Annotated in this window: 4 protein-coding genes, 1 rRNA gene and 2 pseudogenes (1 of these 7 cut by a window edge); 5 read left to right on the top strand and 2 right to left on the bottom strand. The window is 51.3% G+C overall.

Translation table 11 applies throughout. The annotated features are described in order from the left end of the window. From K3T82_RS09390 to K3T82_RS09375, 3 genes and pseudogenes are all read left to right on the top strand, one after another. Positions 1–1321 (top strand): 23S ribosomal RNA (locus K3T82_RS09390) (it extends 1658 nt beyond the left edge of the window). A gap of 185 nt (positions 1322–1506) precedes the next feature. Further along, positions 1507–2393 (top strand): annotated as a pseudogene (locus K3T82_RS09385) (amidohydrolase family protein). Positions 2394–2426: 33 nt separating this feature from the next. After that, entirely contained in the window at positions 2427–3422 is a 996-nt protein-coding gene (locus K3T82_RS09375; RefSeq protein ID WP_220193213.1) for an MBL fold metallo-hydrolase, read from the top strand. 11 nt (positions 3423–3433) lie between these two features. Here K3T82_RS09375 and K3T82_RS09370 read toward each other — a convergent pair whose 3' ends face one another. Next, positions 3434–7276: an ATP-binding protein gene (locus tag K3T82_RS09370; RefSeq protein ID WP_236031073.1), complete on the bottom strand. Its 3843-nt coding sequence runs from the start codon at positions 7274–7276 to the stop codon at positions 3434–3436. Between the two features lie 45 nt (positions 7277–7321). Beyond that, a pseudogene (locus tag K3T82_RS49835) lies at positions 7322–7459 on the bottom strand (zinc-ribbon domain-containing protein); the annotation flags it as partial. Between the two features lie 584 nt (positions 7460–8043). On the opposite strand from K3T82_RS49835, the gene K3T82_RS09365 reads away from it, so the two are divergent. Next, positions 8044–8610 (top strand): ribonuclease FAU-1 family protein, encoded by a 567-nt coding sequence (locus K3T82_RS09365; protein WP_220193211.1) that lies wholly within the window; start codon positions 8044–8046, stop codon positions 8608–8610. 26 nt (positions 8611–8636) lie between these two features. Beyond that, on the top strand, positions 8637–9062 hold the full coding sequence (gene mce, locus K3T82_RS09360; protein ID WP_220193210.1) for a methylmalonyl-CoA epimerase: 426 nt from the start codon (positions 8637–8639) through the stop codon (positions 9060–9062). The last annotated feature ends 32 nt before the right edge of the window (positions 9063–9094 follow it).

The following is a 9094-nucleotide window of genomic DNA, read 5'->3' as shown; positions in this document are numbered from 1 at the left end:
CGCCAGAAGACTGTGCGCCCGTACCGCAAACCGACACAGGTAGGCAGGGGGAACTCTCCCCAGGTGATCGAGCGACCCTCTGTTAAGGAACTCGGCAAATTGACCCCGTACCTTCGGAAGAAGGGGGCCTGAGTAGCTGTCTCTTGGTAAGACAAGAGGTGGTGAGAAGGCTGCAAAAACGAGGCCCAAGCGACTGTTTACCAAAAACACAGGTCTCTGCGAACGCGAGAGCGGAAGTATAGGGGCTGACTCCTGCCCAGTGCCGGAAGGTTACGAGGAGTGGTGAGCGTAGCCACGAATCTAAGCCCCGGTGAACGGCGGCCGTAACTATAACGGTCCTAAGGTAGCGAAATTCCTTGTCGGGTAAGTTCCGACCCGCACGAAAGGAGAAACGACTTGGGCACTGTCTCGACAGAGGACTCGGCGAAATTGAAGTACCCGTGAAGATACGGGTTACCCACGACAGGACAAAAAGACCCCGTGGAGCTTTACTACAGTTTGGCCTGGAAACGAAGTATGGTGTGCGTAGGATAGGTGGGAGCCGAGGATTTCGCCCTTGTGGGGGCGGAGGAGGCAACAGTGAAATACCACTCTCACCATGGTTTGTGTCTCACACGCATCCGTGAGCCGGAGCGTGAACAGGGCCAGATGGGTAGTTTGACTGGGGCGGTCGCCTCCCAAAGAGTAACGGAGGCGCCCAAAGGTTCCCTCAGGGTGGATGGACATCACCCTCTCAAGAGTGTAAAGGCACAAGGGAGCTTGACTGCGAGGCAGACGCGCCGAGCAGGGACGAAAGTCGGGCTTAGTGATCCCACATTCCCGAGTGGAAGGAGTGTGGCTCAACGGATAAAAGCTACCCCGGGATAACAGGCTTATCTTGCCCAAGAGTTCACATCGACGGCAAGGTTTGGCACCTCGATGTCGGCTCGTCGCATCCTGGGGCTGGAGTAGGTCCCAAGGGTTGGGCTGTTCGCCCATGAAAGCGGCACGCGAGCTGGGTTCAGAACGTCGCGAGACAGTTCGGTCTCTATCCGTCGTGGGCGTAGGAGAAGTGAGGGGAGTCATCTTCAGTACGAGAGGACCGAGATGGCTTGACCGCTGGTGTGCCAGTTGGGGGGCCTCCCCCAGAGCTGGGTAGCTACGTCAAGAAAGGAGAAGCGCTGAAAGCATCTAAGCGCGAAGCCGACCCCAAGACGACTTGTCCCACCTATTCTTCGGAGTAGGTCAAGATCCCAGGAAGAAGACCTGGTAGATAGGCTGCGCGTGGACGACTGGTAACAGGCGAAGCGGAGCAGTACTAATGATCGTACGGCTTGTTGCCACCAACGTGTATGTGTGTGTGTGATCCTGTTGGGAGCGGTTCTCATGGACTGCTGTGAGGGAGAGGCGCACGTGTGGGAGGCAGGCAGGAGCGTGGCTCAGCAAAATTGAGGGAAACATGATTGAGTTAGTTCGAGGAGACAAGAGGGTTCCGAGGTCGCAGCGCGACATCGCGAACTCTTTTTTGTGTGTGAAAAGATATCTCATACAGAGGGATTCCACGTGATTATTGACTTTCACACCCATATATTTCCTCCTCATATCCGCGATTTACGAGCAGCATATTGCCAGCGGGATCCCTGGTTTAACGAACTGTATGGGAATCCCCGAGCGCGAATGGCGACGGCTGAGGATTTAATCGCCGAGATGGATGCTGCTGGTGTGGATGCTTCTGTCACCTTCTCCTTTGGTTGGAGCGATTCAGGTCTGATCGAAGAAACAAATAGCTATGTTCTTGAAGCTATGCGGAGATATCCCGGTCGTCTTTATGGTATGGCTGTGCTACAACCTACCGCTGGTAAACGTGCCTGGCGTGAGCTTGAACGGTGCGCTCAATCTGGCATGATTGGCTTAGGTGAGTTAATGCCACATGGTCAGGGATATCGCCTTTCCGATTCGACTTTGCTCGCTCCTATCATGGATGTCGTACGTCACTATCAATTAGTGGTACTCTCTCATTGTAGCGAACCGGTTGGTCACCGCTATCCTGGGAAGGGTGATGTGTCTGTATCAGATATTATTACTTTTCTGACAGCCTTTCCTGATATTCGCTTTATCGCTGCGCACTGGGGGGAGGCTTGCCTTTTTACGCGCTAATGCCAGAAATCGAGCGCGTAACGGCTAATGTATGGTATGATACAGCCGCAACCCCCTATTTGTATCGCCCCGCAATCTTTAAGGCGGCGGTGAGTATGATAGGTGCTGAGCGAATTCTCTTTGCCAGCGATTATGGTTTGTTACGCCAGCAGCGAGTTATCAATCATATTAGGGAGAGTGGCCTAAACGAGGCTGAAGTAGAGAGAGTGCTGGGTGAGAACGCGCGTGAGCTGTTGCAGCCTAAGAGTACAATATAGCGGCTTCATTAAGATGATAAGGTTTATAGGCTTATGCGTGTGGTTTCATTAGCAAGCGGCAGTAGTGGCAATGCTCTATTTGTTGAGGCTGGCCCTCAGGGGCGAACCAAAATCCTGGTCGATGCTGGATTGGGGGTGCGCGTGCTCCGTGAGCGCCTGCAATTGATTGGTGTTAGCCTTGAACAATTGAGCGGTGTTCTAATTACTCATGAGCATAGCGATCATGTGCTGGCTTTACCTTCCCTTATCCGGCGCTATCGCCTCCCTATTTTTACCAATGCCGAGACTTTTGCTGCCGTTGAGGAGGGCCTTGCCACAGGTGCCTGGCGTAGTGATTCTGGGAAATTGGTGAATTCACCTGCTGATGTTGAGCTAGGGATAACACACCTCATTGAAAGCGAAGTAGCACTTCTTGAAGAGCAGGGAGGAGTACAAGTAACGGCGCATGTGAAAGAAGCCGCTAGTGTTAATCACCCTCCTGATGGCCTTCCCGCGCATTTTCTTACATCTGGCAAGATTCATGTGCTTGGCGATATTGAAATTACCTCTTTTCCTACTTCACATGATGCTGTCTCTCCCTCTGGCTATCTCTTAAATGCTGGTGGCTGCCGTATTTGCGTTGTGACTGATACAGGTGAGGTAACACCTGAGATGCTGACTATGATGCACAAAGCTGATCTGCTGGTATTGGAATCGAATCATGATCGGCAGCGACTTTTGCGTGGCCCCTATCCCTACAAACTCAAGCAACGCATTTTTGGCCCTACTGGCCATCTTTCAAATGACCAGGCTGCGCAAGCTGTACTTCAAACGTGGCATCCCAATGGTGTACGTTGGCTCTGGTTAGCGCATTTAAGCCGAACTAATAATACTCCCACCCTGGCGCTTACCAGTATGCGTGAGCGGCTTCAGCACGCAGGTGCGAACCTCTCACAGGTCCATATTTCTGTACTCCCACCTGGCATGGGAGGTACCTGGGATTCAACCCAGCTGTGGCATGCCCCATCTCTCTGGGATCTTCAGCCTTGAGGAGATTGCTGTTATGTGCGTGAGGTTGTGTATTGAGTAAGTACCACGTTCAAGCGATCAATTTGGGGCCGTGCCTTGAGCGCTTCAAAGAAGCCGAGCGCACGTTCGAAGTGATAGCGAGCACGGCTAAGATATGCGTTGCGCTTCTGCGCTCCTTCTTCGTTGGCTTCAACCTTTTTTGTGTAGAGCATACCCAGATAATAGAGTGTTAAGCCATGTTCCCAGGGAAGATCCAGCACCTCACAACGACTTAGCGCTTGTTTTAAGCAATCTTCAGCAAGCTGCCAGTCATTACGCTCCGTATAGAGACGACCTTTGGCTCGTAGCGCGACAGCTACACTTTTCCGCGCTCCCGATTCTTCTGCGGCTGCGATAGCACGCTCACAAAGTTCCTCTTGCTGTTCTATTTCTTCTCCTGTGGTCACCAGGAGTTCTGCCAGCGTGGAGAGGGTTTCGGGTGTTGGTAGCGGCTCGCTGATACGTAGCTTCTCTCGATAGTCGGCAGTTGCAAGCGTCCAGTCTTCGCGCGCGAGATGAATCGCGTGCAATCGCGTGGCTTGAAGGTTTCGGCCCTGTTCGTCTCCGCGTTGCATCTGCTGCTCTATCAAGCGCTGGCATTGGCGATAGTAGCGCCTTCCCTCCTTATGTTGCCCGCGACGGTAGACAATAGTGGCGAGCGTTTCCAGTGCCCAGAACTGGAATTTTTCGTTTTCTAGCTGGTGCTGCTCCATAAGGGCCAGGATATCATAGGCAACCTGCTCTGCCTCATCCCAGCGATTCCATTGTCGCCAGGCTCGCATACGCCCAACCATACTATCGAGCAGAAGTACGGGGCTCTCCATGGTTTGAGCATTGCTGTAAGCACGCCCGAACCACATTAAGGCTGTGGAATAGTCACCGATCTCTTCATGGATTCGGCCAAGCGAGCTGTAGAGATCGAAAAGCTCCTCTCGATCAGTAATCCTGCTTTCAAGTTGGTAGCGGCGATGCTGAAGCGCGTGCGCCTCGCGGTATTTGTTGTATTGACGATAGATGAAACTGAGCGCGTCTAAGGCGATTGAGAGTGCCCCTGCGTGGTTTAACTCTTCGGCTAGGCTGAGTGCTTCGTGTCCACTGGAGAGCGCTCGCTCGGCTAGATCCGCTTTCTGCGTAAAAGTAGCGGTTTCTAGCTGTCGAATATACCAGAGCGACTGATATGTCAGGAAGTAGACTCGCTCTTTGTGGAGAGATGAGTTTTCATCTATCAAACTCAGACCTCGCTCAATGTACTCAGACACTTCCTGAATAGATGGAGGATTACGGAAAAGTGAGAGCATGCGGGTGGCTAACTCACATAAACGCTCGAGAATATCGATCAGATCCGAGCTATCAATATGTACAGGTTTCTCTGTGTCACCTACTATACGTAGAGCCTTGCGATATTCTTGCCAGGCCTCGTCCGCGTTACCACGTTGCCAGTGCGCGTCTCCTAGTTTGGTGCGCATATGGACCATCTCTAGTGGTTCTATTTCACCTTCAAGCAACAATTCAAAGGCGTCATTATAAGCTTGCAGCGCGCGTAAGGTATAGTAACTATGAAGAGCCTGGTCACCTGCCTGCGTGAGATAGGTGATAGCGCGTTTTCGTAGTTCTGAACGATTGAGTGTATCGCCACTATTTCTCGTTGAATTGAGAGGGCTAAGATTGGCGTTGATCGACCAGTTGAGTAAGGCTTGTTGATAGTGGTATGCCAGCAATTCAATATACGTGTCTCGGTCATTCAGGGCTCTCTCCTCAAGCCAGCGAGCCAGGATTGCATGCTCACGGGAGCGTCGTGAGCGTGGAATATTATTGTAAACAACATCGCGGATAAGCACGTGTTTAAAGACGAACGTGCGATCATCAGGCAATGTCGGATTCGTATTCTTCTCTATGGCTGTGATGAAGTCGCGGTTTAATAGGGCTCTAAGCGCGGCTTCCAGCCCCTCTTGAGAGATATCTGGTGCAAGCTCACGCAATTGAGAGAGCCAGAATGTGCGCCCAATAATTGCCGCGTGTTGTAGTACATGCTTCTCGATGGGTTTGAGCAGGTCCACACGGGCCGCGAGTACTCCTTGAATGGTATCTGGTAGATGCGTTAGAGGCAGCAAGTAGGCCATATTTGATGTATCGTCGGGATGCTCGGAAAGCGAGGCAAACTCACCAAAAGCGAGATCGTTATAGCGCCCAACTCGCCAGCATTCATGGCCGGTTTTCTGGTCCTCCTCTCTGATCAGTGTGCCCTGATCGATGAGCATACGAATGATCTCTTCTACGAAAAAAGGGTTCCCTTCTGTGCGTGCCAGGATAGAGTGGCGTAAGGCTTCGGGAAGCTCCTCGTTATTGAGATAGGCATCTATGAGTTCGTTGCTCTCCTCTGTTGAGAGGGCATCAAGTTCAATCGTAGTAAAGTTACGTCGCCCACCTCCCCATTCGCGGCGACGCTCTAAGAAGTCAGGCCGTGCCGGGCAGAGGAAGAGAATTGGTACATTAACGATGCGGTCTGTCAGGTATTCTAGCAGATCGAGCAATGCTTCGTCGGCCCATTGTAGATCGTCGACAACGATGATGAGAGGTTGCTCTTCGGCTAATGCTTCCAGGAAGATGCGCCATGCACGTAAGAGGGGCGCGGCTGGGCTGCTGATTTGTTTGGTTCCCAGGTCCTTAGATTTCTCTTTGTCGAGATTATCAGGACGCCCGTCTAACCCTCGCCCAACGCTGCGGATAATTGTATTCAAGATATCATCCGCCGACTCGGTACGGCGTGCGCGTTGCAGTATTTGTTTGATAAGATCTGAGAGTCGATCTAGATAGTGTTCGCTGCTCTCTCCTTCATCCATGTTGAGCAATGAGCGTAGAATCTCAATGAGCGGCCAATAGGTGATACCATCCCCATAAGGAGGACAGCGCCCTTTGAGTACGCGTGGTACAACGAGTTTCTTATAAGCTGAGGCGCTCTTCACCTTCTCCTGTTCGCGCTTAATAAACTCGCGTACCAGGCGTGACTTGCCAATACCGGGTGTTCCTAGAATAGTAATCAGGTGAGGCTGGCGTTCGGCGATGACGCGCGCATAATTTGCGTGCATCAGGGTGAGTTCGAGGTTTCGCCCAACCAGGCGTACCTGACGTCCTCTAATGCCGCGAGGATGCTGGTCTCTGGGCGACAGGCCTTTGAGCTCGCCCAGAACGACACTGGCCGCGATGGGCTCAGCCTTACCCTTGAGATGTAGAGGGGCCATTGGATGGAACTCGAAGAGATCACGTGTCGTCAGATACGTACGCTCTCCAATCAGGATGGTGTCTGGAGCGGCGGCCTGCTGTAAACGGGCCGCTACATTAACGGCATCTCCTGTGATCAGAAAGTCCTGGCGTTGATGGGTGGCGGTATTGGGTATGGCTACCTCGCCAGTATTGATACCGATACGCATTTGCAGGCGTGTGGCCTGAGGATCAAGTTTGGTGCGTTGCTCATTGAATTGCGTCAATGCAGCTTGCATGTCTAGAGCCGCGCGAATGGCGCGGTCAGGATCATCTTCATGTGCGATAGGCGAGCCAAAGACCGCCATGACGGCATCCCCAATGTATTTCTCGACCGTGCCACCATGTTTGCGGATTTGTTGTGTCATCAGGTTGAAGTAGCCTGTGAGGATGGCACGCATATCCTCGGGATCCAGGCGATCCGCCAGCGGTGTAGAGCCAGTGATGTCGGCGAACATAATACTGACGACGCGTCGCTCTTCTGGGGGGAGTAGCAGGGATAGTGGGGACGTTGTAATCGCTGGTAACGAGGCTGTTTGGCTCTTTGGGAGACTGGAATCGGCGCGAACGCTAGGCATGGGCGTAGTGTGCCCCCCTGTGCCAGATTGCGAGGTTTGTAGTTTTGTGCCACATTCAATGCAGAATTTGGCGTAGGGAAGGTTGACCGTTTGGCAATTTGGGCAAACGAGAAGACGATTGCCGCATTCGAGACAGAACTTGGCGTTGGCAGGGTTGATTGTTTGACAATTGGGGCAGCGCATGACCTTCTCTATGTCTATATGCTTGTTTCCTCGGCATGCCGGGACGTTGTCTCTCAAAGTTGGAATTTTAGTATGGATAGAAGTGAAAAATAAGTAGACACTCCTATATCTATCAGCTTTATTGTACAACAACAGGGGATCTGAAGAAAGATCTTGAGATCAGTTGCACTGTATTTGACCCCCCTTTTGGGTATGATGTAACCATAAATAGGACATCAATTACTCGCAGCGTACTTTGGGTTAAAAGGGATTATCATGTGGTCACATCCTATGCATAATTTTATATGTTTATGGGAATAAAAAGGGTTTAAAAGGAGTTCTTTTCAAGGGATATGTGATGTTTGTTCATATTTATGGGTAGTAATTAGTGGTAGGATTATGTGTGATGTGTTGAGTCTGGATTGCCTGGATTGAGGGCTGGCGCTACTATAAAGAGATGACACTATTGATTGATTGAGCAAGGGAAGCGAAGACATCATGATAATACATGCTATGTGCTGAATGTTATGGGAAGAATTGCCTTTTTCGCTTGACGTTTCTTTGGAAGTTCCGTACTATGGTGGTCGACGGAAGGGAGAGTTTGTATGCGACAAGATTTTTTAGTCGAATGTCGTAGCTATGATAAACTGTTGCGGGGGTCGTGGAAAGCATATCAGTTAAGCGAAGCTATGCGCCTGGGTGATGAGAAGCCCGAAGAGACTGCTAGGGGGGCTTTGCGGTTATGGTTGCCCGCTGGAACCGAGATGCATTGGGCAAGTGGTACACGTCCTTTACGCTATAACTGTGTTCAGTTTTTCTGGCCGGGGCGCTGGTATATGCTCAGTGCGTTTTTTGATAAAGAAGACTTGATTCACACATACGCGACTATTATCCAGCCTGCAAGCTTGGGCTTTGAGCGCCTCTCCTATGTAGATCTGGATCTGAGCTTGCTGGTCAAGCCCGATCTTTCTTATGAAGTTTTGACTCAGGCCGAGTTTGACCAGGCTGCTGAGATGCTTGGGTATGATGAAGATACACGCATTAGCGCGTTGATGGCGCTGCGCACGATAAGCAGTTCAATTCAAAGGAGTCTGGGAGCCTTCTCGGCTGTGCCATACCATTTGAATCAGGCTGAGCTTCATCTCTCACACTGTGGCGAGAACTATCACTAGCGCTGCTGGAGAAGGAGATCCTTATAGTGTCTAGCCAAATGACGCCTAGCCGCATTGACCACGTCGCTATCATTGTGCGTGATATCGAACAAGCGCTGCTGTTTTATCGTGATACACTGGGTCTTGTGCCGCGCGAAATCAAGGATGTTCCTACTGAGCAAGTTCGTATTGCTTTCTTGCCAGCGGGAGGACCCGGCGGTAGCGAATTGGAACTGATCGAGCCAACTGTGGCCAATACTAGCCTACTGAAGTTTCTTGAGAGGCGTGGTGAGGGGCTACATCATATCTGTATGGAGGTCGAGAATATAGATGCGGCCTTGCATGAGATGCATGAGCATGAGACGCCTGTGCTTGATCAGCAACCTCGCATTGCCGCCGAGGGTCGCGCGATATTTGTTCATCCCAAGGGTACGAACGGCGTGCTTCTAGAATTGCTTGAGAAGAGTAAATAAGTATCGCTTTGATAAGAAGACATTCTCTTGCC

Origin of the sequence: Ktedonospora formicarum, from assembly GCF_016587355.1 — a bacterium.
Lineage (GTDB): Bacteria > Chloroflexota > Ktedonobacteria > Ktedonobacterales > Ktedonobacteraceae > Ktedonobacter > Ktedonobacter formicarum.
This window is presented reverse-complemented; position numbering and strand designations above follow the sequence as displayed.